Genomic DNA, 12,906 nt, shown 5'->3' with positions numbered 1-12,906 from the left:
GAATCTAATTTCTGCTTTATCATTTTTTCAAGATTCTTCGCTTCGCTCAGAATGACACAAAGTCTTTTACATCAATGTTTTTTGAGATTCTTCGTCCGCCTGCGGCGGACTCAGAATGACAGAATTCTGGTCCTTCATTTTGATATTTCAAATAACTCTCTTTTTAACTGAATTCCTAATTCACCAATTTTATCATAATCCAAATTTTGAAATGCTTCAATTGAATTTGCAATATCTTCAAAAACTTCTTCTGCCATTTCATATTTTATTTTCAAACCAAGTTTAGATGCTAATAATGTTATAATCTTCCAGCTGGATTTTGCATCATACTTTTTACCTTGCATCCATCTGTCGAAACTCGTTCCAAATTTATCCCATCTGCTCATACTCATTCCATCAAGAGCTCTATCCATTTCAATAGTAGCAACTGCAGGTCGAATTCTCTGAACTCTTCCTTGAAAGTTTATAAATGTTCCATGCTTTTCTGCATAAGTTGCTGCTGGGAATAATATGTGTGCAGCTTGAGTAGTTTTGTTTTGATTAGTAGCAGTTATTATAAGTAATTCAATTTTATTAATTACTTCTTCAAAATTTTCATTCAACGAAAAAATATCTTCTTCCATTACAAATAGAGCTTTTATTTTTCTTTCTTTTATTGATTTTAATATTTCATTCAGAGAATTTTCATCAATTGTTACTAATCCAATAAGTTCTGCTCCAGTTGTATTTGGTGTTTTATCTTCCCTTATTAAAATATCATCTTGGTCGCCTTCTTTAACATGTTTTGCAAAATAAACATTTGCAGCACCGATTAACCCAGCAAATTTTTTCAGTGCAAAATTATCTTCACATGTTGCATAAGCTGAACCAATAAAACAAATTTCATTAGGTTTGAACTCTTTTAATCTTTTTGCAGCTGTTTCTAATGCTTCATCCCAATTAACTTTTATAAGATTTCCATCTTTACGAATAAATGTTCCATCAATTCTTGTATCTGAATTTACATGTTTGAATGTATTTAATCTTCCATTATCGCACATCCAGTAGCTGTTTACATCTTCATTGTGTCGAGGTGTTAATCGAAGAATTTGATTATTTCGGACCCAGATTTCTGTATTGCATCCTCTTGAGCATCCAATGCAAATTGAATTTGTCTTTGACATTTCCCAAACTCTTGCCTTGAATCTAAAATCCTGATTGGTTAATGCACCTACAGGGCAAATATCAGTTGTGTTCAAAGTATAAGGATTGTCAAATGATTCACCAGGGAAAGTTGTAATTGTAACTCTATCACCTCTTTTAACAAATGTAAGCTGATGCGATTTTGCAATTTCATCAGTAAATCTTATACATCTTGAGCATGAGATGCATCGTTCTGCATCGAATTTAATATAAGGTCCAAGCTGAACACGTTTTTCTTTTCTGTTTTTCATTTCTTCAAATCGGCTTTCACCTTTCCCATGTGCATAAGCATATTCCTGGAGTTTACATTCACCTGCTTCATCACAAATGGGGCAATCGAGAGGATGGTTTATCAATAAAAATTCCATCACTGCATTTCTTGCTTCGAGTGCACGAGGTGACTTTGTGTGAACTACCATTCCTTCAGAAGCTAATGTTGCACATGAGATAACAAGTTTTGGCATTTGTTCTACTTCAACAAGACAAACTCTGCAATTACCTGATACAGATAATTTTGGATGCCAGCAAAAATGAGGAATGTCAATTTTTGCATCTCTTGCTGCTTCGATGATTGTTTGTCCAGGTTTGAATTCTATTTCCTGTCCATCTACAATTATTTTTGGCATAATTTACCTTCCGTTATGCTGCTTTTTCTAATAATAAATTTTTTGGGCTTAGTATTACTCTTGTCAATGAATTATTATCAAACAATTCATTCGACAATTCTAAAATTTCTTCTCGTGTTACAGATTTTATTTTTCTAATTGTTTCTTCAACTGATTTTATTTTTCCAAAATAAATTACTGATTGCGCTATTCGATGCATCCTGTTTGTTGTGCTTTCAAGACTCATCAAAATATTTCCTATTAAATATTCTTTTGCTCTGTCAAGCTCTTTGGTATCAACTTTTTTTTGTTTCATTTTTTTTATTTCATTAAAGATTAGATTTTGTGCTTTGAAAATTGATTTATCATTTGTTGAAAGATATACTCCAAAAGTAGATACATCATAAAAAGAATTTAAGAAAGTATTAATTTGGTAAGCAATGCCATTTTCTTCTCTTAATTTTTGAAACAATCTTGAACTGCTTCCTTCTCCTAAAATTTGAGAAAGAACAGCAACCGAAATCCTTTTTTTATCTTTGAAACCATAAGTAGGTCTACCAATTATAAAATGAACTTGCTGAGTATCCTTTTCAACATGAAGGTCATGAGCAGGCTGCAGAATCAAATTTCTTTTTTTATTGTTTGTTTGCTTGAATTCTTTTTTAATATACTTCTCTGTAAACTTGATTAACTTTTTGTGTTCAACATTCCCTGAAGCTACAATATAAAATCTATCAAGTGTGTAATTATCATTTACATATTCAAATAAATCTTTTTGTTTGAATGAACGTAAATTTTTTTCTGTTCCAATTATTGGCATACCGAGAGAATTACCATTAAATACATTGCTTTCAAATTTATCAAAGATTAGTTCTTCAGGAGAATCTTCAATATCATAAAGTTCATCAATTACCACTTTTGATTCTTTTTGAATTTCTTTTGGGTTAAAAGTAGAATTCTGAATCATATCTGAGAGAACTTCAAAAGTTTGCTCGATATGTTCGCTCAAACCTCTGCCATAAAAGCATGTATGTTCTTTTGAAGTGAAAGCATTAAGATATCCGCCAAGAGATTCAATATCTTCTGCAATTTTTTTTGCAGACCTTTTTCTGGTTCCTTTAAAAAACATGTGTTCAAGAAAATGACTAATACCGTTGTTTTCCGGTATCTCGTCTCTTGAACCAACATTAAACCAGAATCCGAGTGAAAATGATTTTACATAATTTATTTTTTCGGAAACTATGGTTATGCCGTTTGATAGTCTAGTTATGTCCAAAGAAGATTTTGCCACTAATTATCTTAAAAGTTTAGAACAAATATAGATAAAGCATTACAGCTTTTCAAAAACAATTACAGTTCAAAAATAAAACCTCTTTCTTTCAATCTTTCATAATTCTTTTTGTCGAATTTATAAAGAAATGCTGGGCGTCTTTTTCCATTGGTGCTTGTTTTCTTGAGTCTAATCAAAAGGTTCATATTCATTAATTTTTTCCTGAAATTTCTTTTATCGAGCTTCTTGCCCAATATTACTTCATATAATGTTTGAAGTTGTGGGAGTGTAAATTTTTCCGGCAGCAATTCAAAACCAATTGGACGATATCTAATTCTTGTTCTCAATTTTTCCAGAGCTACATTTACAATCTCATTATGGTCAAAAGGTAATTTTGGAATATCTGCCAGCTTGAACCATTTTACTTCTGAAGTATCAACTCCAGAAGATAATTTATAATGTTCAGGTTTAACAAGAGCGAAATGACCAATTGTAAAAACCCTTCTCAATGGATATCTGTCAACGGCATCGAATATTGTGATTTCTTCAAGATAAATATTTTTTATTCCTGTTGTTTCTTCAAGTATTCTTTGTGCTGCTTCTTTTATCAATTCATTCTTTTTAATAAATCCGCCTGGAAGCGCCCACTTCCCTTTTTCTGGATTTATTGCTCGCTTAACCAACAAAACTTCCAGAGAAGAATTTTCAAAACCAAAAATCACACAATCAATTGATATGTTTTTAATAACATCTTTAAGAACGTGTGACATTATTTTATTCCCGATTAATTATTCTTTCATCTTCTAATTTAAAAAAATATTTATCTATAACCTTGAAATATTTTTAGTGACTTTTTATTTCTTTAAGTGTATTTTATACACATAATTTTCAGAACAATAGGAGGTAAAATTGTACTCTATTGGATATGACATTGGAAGCTCATCAATTAAATGTTCAATCCTGGATATCGAAAAAGGGAAAGCAATAATTCAAGGTTATTATCCTGAGCAGGAAATGCAAATCAGTTCGCCCAAACCTGGCTGGGCAGAGCAGGACCCAGAAATCTGGTGGGAATATGTCAAAATACTTACAAAGCAATTAATTCAAAAAGCAAATATTAATGCAGAACAAATAAAATCCATTGGCATTTCCTATCAGATGCATGGATTGGTTGTAGTTGATAAAAATAAAAAAGTATTAAGACCTTCAATAATTTGGTGCGATAGTCGTGCAGTTGAAATTGGGAATAATGCATTTCAAAAAATTGGAGAAGATTATTGCTTAAATAATTTATTGAATTCACCCGGAAATTTTACTGCTTCAAAGTTAAGATGGATAAAAGAAAATGAGCCTGACATTTATAAAAACATTTACAAGATAATGCTTCCTGGTGATTACATTGCAATGAAATTAACAGATGAAATAAACACAACAGTTTCAGGTTTGTCGGAAGGAATATTCTGGGATTTTAAATCAAATTCAATCTCAAAAGAAATTCTTGATTTTTATGGAATTGATGAATCATTGCTTCCTGATGTTGTTCCAACTTTTTCAGTTCAAGGAAAATTAACTAAATCTGCTGCCGAAGAATTAGGTTTAAAAGAAGGTGTAGTAATTTCATATCGTGCAGGCGACCAACCAAATAATGCATTTTCACTTAATGTGCTAAACCCTGGAGAAATTGCAGCAACAGCTGGAACATCTGGAGTTGTTTATGCAGTAATCGATAAATTAAATTACGATAAAAAATCTCGAGTCAATCAATTTGCTCATGTAAATCATTCTTCTGAACAAACTCGCATTGGAGTTTTGCTTTGCATTAATGGAACAGGAATTCTTAATTCATTCATTAGAAAAAATATGGCTTCGGATTTAAGTTATAATGAAATGAATAATCTTGCTGAAAAAATTGATATTGGATGTGATGGTTTAACAATTTTACCTTTTGGCAATGGTGCAGAAAGAATGTTTGAAAACAAAAATATCTGGAGTCATTTTCTTAATGTTGATTTTAACCGTCATACAAAAGCTCATTTCTTCCGAGCAGTTCAAGAAGGAATTGCATTTTCATTCAAATACGGAATAGAAATTATAAATGAAATGGGCTTGAATGTAAATATTATTCGAGCTGGCAATTCTAATTTATTCTTAAGTCCAATATTCAGAGAAACACTGGCAAATTTAACACAAGCAACAATTGAACTTTATGATACCGATGGTGCACAAGGTGCAGCAAGAGGAGCCGCTTATGGTGCGAATTATTATAAATCTTTAGATGAAGCTTTTAGAAATTTAGAAAAGATTAAAATCATAAATCACAAACCAGAATTAATTGAAAAAACCATGAACGCATACAATAGCTGGATTGAACAATTAAAAAAATTTCTATAAATCATTAACAAAAAGAGGTGAACATATGGACGTATTAATAGGCAACAAAGAATATTTCAAAGGAATCGGAAAAATTCAATATGAAGGAAAAGATTCCAAAAATCCATTAGCATTTAAGTGGTATGATGAGAATAGAATTGTTTTTGGAAAAACAATGAAAGAATATTTCAGATTTTCAGCAGCTTACTGGCACAGCTTCTGTTCTGAATTATCTGACCCATTTGGAAGAGGCACAAAAGTTCTTCCATGGAATGAGGAAAAAGACCCAATTTCCCGCGGCAAAGCAAAAATGGATGCTGCTTTTGAATTTATTACCAAATTAGGATTACCATTCTACTGCTTCCATGATTTTGATTTAATTGAAGAAGGAGATACAATTGAAGAATCAGACAAGAGACTTCAGGTAATGATTGACTATGCTAAAGAAAAACAAAAAGCTTCAGGCGTAAAATTATTATGGGGCACTGCAAATTTATTTTCTCATCCACGTTATATGAATGGTGCTGCAACCAATCCTGATTTTCATGTTGTAACTTATGCAGCTACTCAAGTTAAAAGAGCCATTGATGCTACAATTGAACTTGGCGGCGAAAACTATGTATTCTGGGGAGGTCGTGAAGGCTATTTAACTCTTCTTAATACAAACATGAAAAGAGAAAAAGAACACATGGCTAAATTTCTTGAATTAGCAAAAGATTATGGCCGTCGTAATGGTTTCAAGGGCACTTTTCTTATTGAACCAAAACCAATGGAACCTTCAAAACATCAATATGATTACGATGTTGAAACTGTAATTGGATTTTTAAGATACTTTGGATTGGATAAAGATTTTAAACTGAACATCGAAGTTAATCATGCTACTTTAGCAGGACACACATTCCAACACGAAATTCAATGTGCAGTTGATGCAGGATTATTTGGAAGTATAGATGCTAATCGTGGTGATTATCAGAATGGATGGGATACAGACCAATTCCCAATCAACATTTATGAATTAGTTGAAGCAATGCTTGTAATTGCAGAAGCAGGCGGTTTTGGAACAGGCGGTGTAAATTTCGATGCAAAAGTTAGAAGAAATTCTACAGACATTGAAGATTTATTCATTGCTCACATTGCAGGAATGGATGCTTTTGCAAGAGCATTAATTGTAGCAGAAAAAATTCTTAATGAATCGGATTACAAAAAAATTCGAAAAGAAAGATATGCATCATTCGACAGCGGTGATGGTGCAAAATTCGAAAAAGGGGAACTCAAGCTTGAAGACCTGCGTGAATTAGCAATCAAATATGGAGAACCAAAATTAATCAGCGGCAAACAAGAATTGTTAGAACAAATGATTAATATGTATATATAAAATTTCTAACACAATTCTAAATTATTTTTTAGAAGGCTTTAGGCAAAATGTCTAAAGCCTTTTTTATTAAATCAATTTAAAAAAGTATTCATATATTTTTCATGGAACTTTGAAATTGCATTAAAAGCTTTTTCAAGAATTTCTTCTGGAGGAAGAAAAACAACTCTAAAATGATTTGTTCCCGGCAATTGTCCAAAACCACTGCCAGGCACAACAACAACTCCAGTTTCCTTGATTAATTCCGAAGTCCAATGTACATCATCTTTAATATTATGAATTCTTGGGAAAGCATAAAATGCTCCTCGAGGTTCAACACATGAAATTCCTGGAATTGAATTAAGCATTGCAACAGTTAAATTTCTTCTGCTTGTTAATTTTTTCACAGCTACTTCAAGATGAGATTGGTCGCCAAGCAATGATGGTGCAATTCCATATTGTTCAGGATGATTAGCACACAATCTTGCTCTAAGCAATTTATTAATTGCATCTATGTAGTCTTTTAATGATTCTTTATTTCCACTCACAATTCCCCAACCAATTCTAAAACCTGGAACCATATAATTTTTTGATAAACCTCCAAATGTTACAACTGGAACTTCAGGATTAAGCGAAGCAATTGAAACATGGGTTTCGCCATCCATCAGAAGTTTATCATAAATTTCATCAGAAAAAATTACAAGATTATGCTCAATTGCAATATCAATTATTTGCTGCAAAGTTTCTTTTGATGCATTCGAACCTGTTGGATTATTTGGATTGATGATGATTATTGCTCTTGTCCTTTCATTTATTTTACTTTTAATATCATCAATATCAGGCTGCCAACCATTATCTTCTTTTAGATAGTATGGATTTTCAAACAACTGCAGTTTACTTTGAATTGCAGTATAAAGTGGATAACCGGGCGTAGGAGTCAAAACATTTTCACCCTCATTTAATAATGCTGTTAAGCAAATATCAATTGCTTCGCTTGCACCGGTTGTTATAAAAATATCTTGAATATTTTTAATTCCTTTTCTTTCTGCTTCTTTTTCGATGGCTTCTATCGCAGGTTTAATTCCAGAAGAAGGTGCATAACCATTATAATTTTTCAACATTGCTTTGTAAGTTTCTTCGATTAAATGTCTTGGAGGTTCAAAATCAAAAAGATTTGGATCGCCAATATTCAAATAGAGCATTTCTTTTCCTGTCTTAGCAACTTCATCAGCAAGCACAACAATATCTCTTACAGCATAAGTTACATTCTCTGTTCTCTTTGCAGGTTTGATTAAAAAACTATTCATTATCTCCTCATTTAATTTATTTACAAAAGTTAAATTAGTTTTAAAATAAAATATATTCCAAGAAATTTTTATGAATTAGAATTAACCAGATTAATAATGTTTGAAAAAAATAATTGCCAGCTCAATAATAATTTTTCATTGTGCTAATTGTATTTTTGGGGCTATGACTTTAATTATTACACAGAGAATTAAGAGATATTAGAAAAAGTTATATCAAACATCAATTTGTCATTCGAAGATGATAATAAAATTAAAATACTATTGTCCAGAGTATATAATCCAAGATTAGAATTAATGCAGAACTTAATACAAAAGAGCGGATTGTAGATAAGCCGACACCTTCTGCACCTCCTTCGGTCTTAAAACCAATATGACATCCAAGCAATGATGTTACTCCTCCGAATACCATTCCTTTAACCAGACCGAACATAAAATCGCCAAAAATAAAATATCTTCTTACGGATTCGAAAAAAACACTGTAGGAAACACCCAGGAAAAAATTTGAGATAAAATATGCACCAATAGTTGCAATCACATTAGCAAATACTACAAGAATAGGCATCATAACAATTGATGCAAAGAAACGAGGTGTGGCTAAAAATCTAACAGGACTAATGCCCATGGTTTCAAGAGCATCAATTTGTTCTGTAACTTTCATTGAACCAAGTTCTGCTGCGATTGATGCACCTACTCTACCTGCAATTACAATTGCTGTTAGAACTGGACCAAGCTCAGTGATTATTGCTCTGCTTGTTGCAGCTCCTAAAAAAGAAAGTGGTGCCAATCCTTTTAATTGATATGCAGCTTGCCATGCAGATACTGCACCAGTAAAAATTGCAATAATAAAAACGAGAGGTAACGAATTAACACCAATATGTTCCATCTGATATAAAAAATTTTTTCTTCCTTTTATTAATGATGGAGCATAAAAAAATATTTCGCCAAGTAATTTAAATACCTGTCCGCTCTCCTGGAAAAAATATAATGTCTTATTCCCTATCTTTTGAAATATGTTAAGTATCATAGATAAAAAATTTTTTTGACAAAACTAATAAAGTAGTTTGATTTTAGAAATTACTTCATCGGCATTTTCAGATTTTATCAACTCTTCTATAAAATTTTTGTTACTCAATTTCAATGCAATTTCAGAGAGTAATTCGAGCTGCATTTCTGGTTTATCTTCTGGTGTAATTAAAAGGATTATCAATTTAGCTGGAAGATTATCAAGAGAATTGAAATCAATTCCACCTTTATGAATTGCCATTGCAACAAGTGGAACTTTAATATTCATTCTTGCATGAGGAACAGCTAAATAATTTTCTAATCCCGTTGACATTTGATTTTCTCTTTCAATTACCCGAGCAACTAATTTTTCATAATCAATTTTGTTATTTGTTTGATAAATATTCTTGCATAATTGTTTTATTAATTCTTCCTTATTTTCTGCATCTGCAAATATTATGCTTTGAGGTTTTAATAAATCGGATAATTTCAGCAAAGCTTTACTTCTTTTTATAAAAATGTTCATTAATGGTGCACTTGTAAGAGTTGTAATTAAAGCCATTATTATTAATGATACAAAAACTTTTTCACCGATTAATCCAGATTCATAGGCAACCATTCCCAATACAATTTCAATAGTTCCATGAGCATTCAATCCAAATGCAACAGTTAATGATTCATTTTTATTAAAACCTGATAAATTAGCTCCTAAATAAGCTCCAAATAATTTTCCTATAAGAGACAGTGATAAGAAGATGCCCACAAGTGCGAAATCAAAGTTTTGAATAAAATTAATCCTCAAACCTATTGAAACAAAAAATAAAGGTGCAAAAATATTCGTTACAAGTTGATTAATCATTTCTTTAATATTTTCTGTAATATGAACAGAATCTCCAATTGCAATTCCAATTATAAATGCTCCAAATATTGCATGAATACCAATATATTCTGTAAAAGCTGCACTTAAAAAACCAAGTATAAAAATTATATTCAGTATTGCCCCTGGACTCGAGAGATATTTTTTTGAGAAACCTAATGTTTTATCAATCAATTTTTTCAAGAACAAAAATACAAACAGAGTAAATGCGGCAAGAATTAAGATTACTTCATAGACCTCAAAATTATTTGATTGACTTTTCCCGATAATTCCCAATAAAACTGAAAAAATCAACCAACCAGTCAAATCAATAACCATTGCTGATGTGATAATTGAAAATCCAAGTTCTGTCTTAAAAATATTTAACTCCATCAAAGTTCTTGCAACAACAGGCAAGGCGGTAACTGAGAGTGCAGTTCCAATAAAAAGTGAATAAACAAGATGGAGATCAGAGTTAGTCAAACCAAGCTGAGAAGGAAAAAAGTATGCACTCAAAAATCCCATTAAAAACGGAAATAAAATTCCCATAACACTTATTACAAAAGATTTCCTTCCTTGTTTTATCATAACTGAAATATCAATTTCAATTCCTGTTACAATTAAAAGCATAATAATTCCAAGAGATGTAATTCCATGAAGTGCTATTGCAACCGAATCAAGCTTATTAAAAATAGAATTATAAAATTCAGGGAATAGAGAACCTAAAATTGTAGGACCTAAAAAAATTCCAGCAATTATTTCTCCAATGACAATTGGCTGTTTAATTAGTCTTAATAATTCACCAAAGCCTCTTGCAAAAAAGAGAATAATGCTGATGCTTAATAGAAATATTGTTATTTCTGTGGATGATAAATTCATAAATAATTTTCAGGAACGAATTATTAGTAATGAACATGGAAGTTGATTCAAAATAAATTCAATATCGTGTTGAAAAATTTTATCAAACAGTTTTAATTTTTTGGGCGGTGATGAAATTACTAACAAATCACTTTTAGAATCAGTTGCATATTGTTTCAATTCCCAGCCCTGTTTTCCATACAAACAAACTCTTTTAACTTCTAATCCTGTTAAATTAAGTTCCTCTGAAAAGATTTTTAGTTTCTCCTCTTCTTCTTTTTGAATTTCCAATCTTGTCTTTTCTGCTCTGTCTGTTTCGCCGCCGTCATAAATTGTAATTGCAAGTCCAGGGATTTGAAATTCTCGAACAAGTATGAACTCTTTTGCATTTTCTAATTTCGCGAACTCATAAACTTTTTTAACTGCAGCTTCGTTTAGCGGCGAGTAATCAACATTTACGCAGAATCTTTGAAAAGAACCAGATAAATTTTCAGGATTTACAATAACCAATAATGAACAGGGTAATTCGTGCATTAATCTTCTTGCTACTGAACCAAGATAATATTTCAACAAACTTTCTTTTTCGAGTGCACCTGAAATTAATAAGTCAATATTCTTTTCTTCGCATATCTTAGAAATTGTTTTTGATGCTTCTCCTTCTCTGATAATTATTTCATAAGAGTAATCAGGAAGATTTGCTTCTTTAATCTTTGCAAAAATTTTTTCACGAATTTCTTTTGAATCTTCTCCTGCATGAATAATAATTAATTCTGATTGAAATAATTTTTGAAGTCGATGTGCAATTTTTAAAAGTCTCAATGCATTTGGAGAAAAAGTAAATGCAATGCCTAATCTGTTAAATAACATTTTACTTCACGCTTTTATTTTCAAATTAAGCAAAACTTTTCTTATTGCCAATTACTAATTATTTTCATATATATTGCAAAGAAGAGAAACAGAATTTATTCATAATAAATTATTTAATAACAAAGTACCAAGAAAATTAACAAATTATGGTGAATAAAATGGAAGACATCATTATTGAAAAAGTTGAACGAAAATCCAAAGTAGAATTACCTGATAATTTAGTGTTCGGTAAAGTTTTTACAGATCATATTTTTGAAATGGATTATGATGCCTCAAAAGGAGGATGGCAAAAACCTACAATCAAAAAATTTGAGAACTTAAGTATAAATCCTGCTGCAATGGTTTTTCATTATGGACAAGCAATTTTCGAAGGATTAAAAGCATACAAACAAGTCGATGGTAGAATAGCATTGTTTCGTCCTCAAGAAAATGTAAAAAGACTAAATCGTTCTGCAAAAAGATTGTGCATTCCGGAAGTTGACCCTGATTTAGCATTGAAAGCAATTATAGAATTGGTTAGAATTGATAAAGATTGGATACCTTCAAAACCTGGATATTCACTTTATATCCGACCATTTATTTTTGCAACTGAACCATGCTTTGGAGTTCGTGCTGCTGATACATATAAATTCATAATTATACTTAGTCCTGTTGGTCCTTATTATCCAGAAGGATTTTTGCCAGTTCCAATTATGGTTACAGATAAGTATGTTCGTGCTGTTAGAAAAGGAACCGGTGATTGCAAAGCTGCAGGAAATTATGCTGCAGGACTATTGGCACAATTAGAAGCTAAAAAAGAAGGCTACACTCAAGTTCTCTGGCTTGATGCAGTAGAACAAAAATACATTGAAGAAGTTGGGGCAATGAACATTTTTGTTAGATTCAAAAATGAAGTTGCAACTCCAATGCTGAGCGGTTCAATACTGCCAGGTATTACACGCATGTCCGTAATTCAATTATTGAAAGATTGGGGTTATAATGTTTCAGAAAGATTAATTTCTATTCAAGAAGTAATTGATGCTTATGATAAAGGAGAATTAATTGAAGTATTTGGAACAGGAACTGCAGCTGTAATTTCTTCTGTAAGCAGATTGAAATACAATGATAAAATTTTGCAATTCAGTGATACAACATCAGGAGAATTAGCTACAAAATTATATGATGAATTAACAGGAATTCAATACGGAATAATTCAAGACCGTTACGGCTGGATTACTTTTGTTGAATAAATTTTAACT

The 12,906-nt window shown here is 31.3% G+C and carries 10 protein-coding genes; 3 read left to right on the top strand and 7 right to left on the bottom strand.

All coding sequences use genetic code 11. From position 1 onward, the window contains the following. Positions 1-134 precede the first annotated feature (134 nt). The 3 genes from AC27L2_RS05145 to AC27L2_RS05135 all read right to left on the bottom strand — a co-directional run bounded on the left by AC27L2_RS05145 (position 135) and on the right by AC27L2_RS05135 (position 3,827). Positions 135-1,808: an NADH-quinone oxidoreductase subunit G gene (locus tag AC27L2_RS05145; RefSeq protein WP_487210619.1), complete on the bottom strand. Its 1,674-nt coding sequence runs from the start codon at positions 1,806-1,808 to the stop codon at positions 135-137. A gap of 13 nt (positions 1,809-1,821) precedes the next feature. Further along, complete coding sequence (locus AC27L2_RS05140; RefSeq protein WP_487210618.1) at positions 1,822-3,063, bottom strand: M16 family metallopeptidase; 1,242 nt, start codon at positions 3,061-3,063, stop codon at positions 1,822-1,824. Between the two features lie 74 nt (positions 3,064-3,137). After that, entirely contained in the window at positions 3,138-3,827 is a 690-nt protein-coding gene (locus AC27L2_RS05135; RefSeq protein ID WP_487210617.1) for an NUDIX hydrolase, read from the bottom strand. A gap of 139 nt (positions 3,828-3,966) precedes the next feature. Here AC27L2_RS05135 and AC27L2_RS05130 point away from each other — a divergent pair, with 139 nt between their 5' ends. Beyond that, positions 3,967-5,448, top strand: a complete 1,482-nt coding sequence (locus AC27L2_RS05130; protein ID WP_487210616.1) for a xylulokinase — start codon at positions 3,967-3,969, stop codon at positions 5,446-5,448. Positions 5,449-5,473: 25 nt separating this feature from the next. Beyond that, entirely contained in the window at positions 5,474-6,802 is a 1,329-nt protein-coding gene (xylA, locus tag AC27L2_RS05125; protein WP_487210615.1) for a xylose isomerase, read from the top strand. Between the two features lie 71 nt (positions 6,803-6,873). Here xylA and AC27L2_RS05120 read toward each other — a convergent pair whose 3' ends face one another. The 4 genes from AC27L2_RS05120 to AC27L2_RS05105 form a co-directional block, all read right to left on the bottom strand. After that, a complete protein-coding gene (locus tag AC27L2_RS05120; RefSeq protein WP_487210614.1) occupies positions 6,874-8,085 on the bottom strand; it encodes an aminotransferase class I/II-fold pyridoxal phosphate-dependent enzyme in 1,212 nt (403 codons plus the stop codon). A 250-nt stretch (positions 8,086-8,335) separates the two neighbouring features. Beyond that, on the bottom strand, positions 8,336-9,109 hold the full coding sequence (locus AC27L2_RS05115) for an MlaE family ABC transporter permease (protein ID WP_487210613.1): 774 nt from the start codon (positions 9,107-9,109) through the stop codon (positions 8,336-8,338). Positions 9,110-9,133: 24 nt separating this feature from the next. Then, positions 9,134-10,822, bottom strand: coding sequence for a cation:proton antiporter domain-containing protein (locus AC27L2_RS05110; protein ID WP_487210612.1), 1,689 nt, complete (start codon positions 10,820-10,822; stop codon positions 9,134-9,136). A gap of 9 nt (positions 10,823-10,831) precedes the next feature. Then, positions 10,832-11,668, bottom strand: a complete 837-nt coding sequence (locus AC27L2_RS05105) for a universal stress protein (RefSeq protein ID WP_487210611.1) — start codon at positions 11,666-11,668, stop codon at positions 10,832-10,834. A 158-nt stretch (positions 11,669-11,826) separates the two neighbouring features. On the opposite strand from AC27L2_RS05105, the gene AC27L2_RS05100 reads away from it, so the two are divergent. Next, entirely contained in the window at positions 11,827-12,897 is a 1,071-nt protein-coding gene (locus AC27L2_RS05100) for a branched-chain amino acid aminotransferase (RefSeq protein ID WP_487210610.1), read from the top strand. Positions 12,898-12,906 lie beyond the last annotated feature (9 nt).

The sequence above is a fragment of the Rosettibacter sp. KY25 genome (assembly GCF_057554405.1).
Note: the sequence above shows the minus strand (reverse complement) of the source record. Positions and strands in the feature narration are given on the sequence as shown.

Excerpts from the sequence above, each read along its gene's own strand:
- AC27L2_RS05145 (WP_487210619.1), bottom strand. The coding sequence starts at position 1,808 with ATGCCAAAAATAATTGTAGATGGACAGGAAATAGAATTCAAACCTGGA.
- AC27L2_RS05135 (WP_487210617.1), bottom strand. The coding sequence starts at position 3,827 with ATGTCACACGTTCTTAAAGATGTTATTAAAAACATATCAATTGATTGT.
- xylA (WP_487210615.1), top strand. The coding sequence starts at position 5,474 with ATGGACGTATTAATAGGCAACAAAGAATATTTCAAAGGAATCGGAAAA.
- AC27L2_RS05120 (WP_487210614.1), bottom strand. The coding sequence starts at position 8,085 with ATGAATAGTTTTTTAATCAAACCTGCAAAGAGAACAGAGAATGTAACT.
- AC27L2_RS05115 (WP_487210613.1), bottom strand. The coding sequence starts at position 9,109 with ATGATACTTAACATATTTCAAAAGATAGGGAATAAGACATTATATTTT.
- AC27L2_RS05110 (WP_487210612.1), bottom strand. The coding sequence starts at position 10,822 with ATGAATTTATCATCCACAGAAATAACAATATTTCTATTAAGCATCAGC.
- AC27L2_RS05105 (WP_487210611.1), bottom strand. The coding sequence starts at position 11,668 with ATGTTATTTAACAGATTAGGCATTGCATTTACTTTTTCTCCAAATGCA.
- AC27L2_RS05100 (WP_487210610.1), top strand. The coding sequence starts at position 11,827 with ATGGAAGACATCATTATTGAAAAAGTTGAACGAAAATCCAAAGTAGAA.